This window comes from Streptomyces ochraceiscleroticus (genome assembly GCF_000720485.1).
GTDB classification, from domain to species: Bacteria; Actinomycetota; Actinomycetes; order Streptomycetales; family Streptomycetaceae; genus Streptomyces; species Streptomyces ochraceiscleroticus.
Map to the genome: position 1 here is coordinate 1 of NZ_JOAX01000127.1, position 292 is coordinate 292.

Sequence of the window (292 nt, forward strand, 5' to 3'; positions counted from 1 at the left end):
CAGCCAGGAGGCGTAGTCGGCGAGCTGAATGCCCTTCACCACGCGAGTGCCCCAGAAGGGCGGCTCCGGGACCGGGTTGTCGGTGGCCACGTCGGAGCGGACCGAGCCCTCGGGCTCCTCGACCTCCAGTACGGCGGTGTCCCGCTTGGGCACACGGCGCTGCTTGAGCTCCGGCAGGGTCGCGCCCGGCACCCCGCGCTTGACCGCGATCAGGGCGTCCATCAGGCGCAGGCCCTCGAACGCGTCGCGGGCGTAGCGGACCTCGCCCTCGTAGATCTCGTGCAGGTCCTGC

The 292-nt window shown here is 71.9% G+C and carries 1 protein-coding gene; it reads right to left on the minus strand.

Annotation, left to right across the window (positions count from 1 at the left end; translation table 11 throughout):
- The coding region (locus IG84_RS38595; RefSeq protein WP_037801497.1) for a hypothetical protein at nt 1-292 on the minus strand (292 nt) is incomplete at both ends.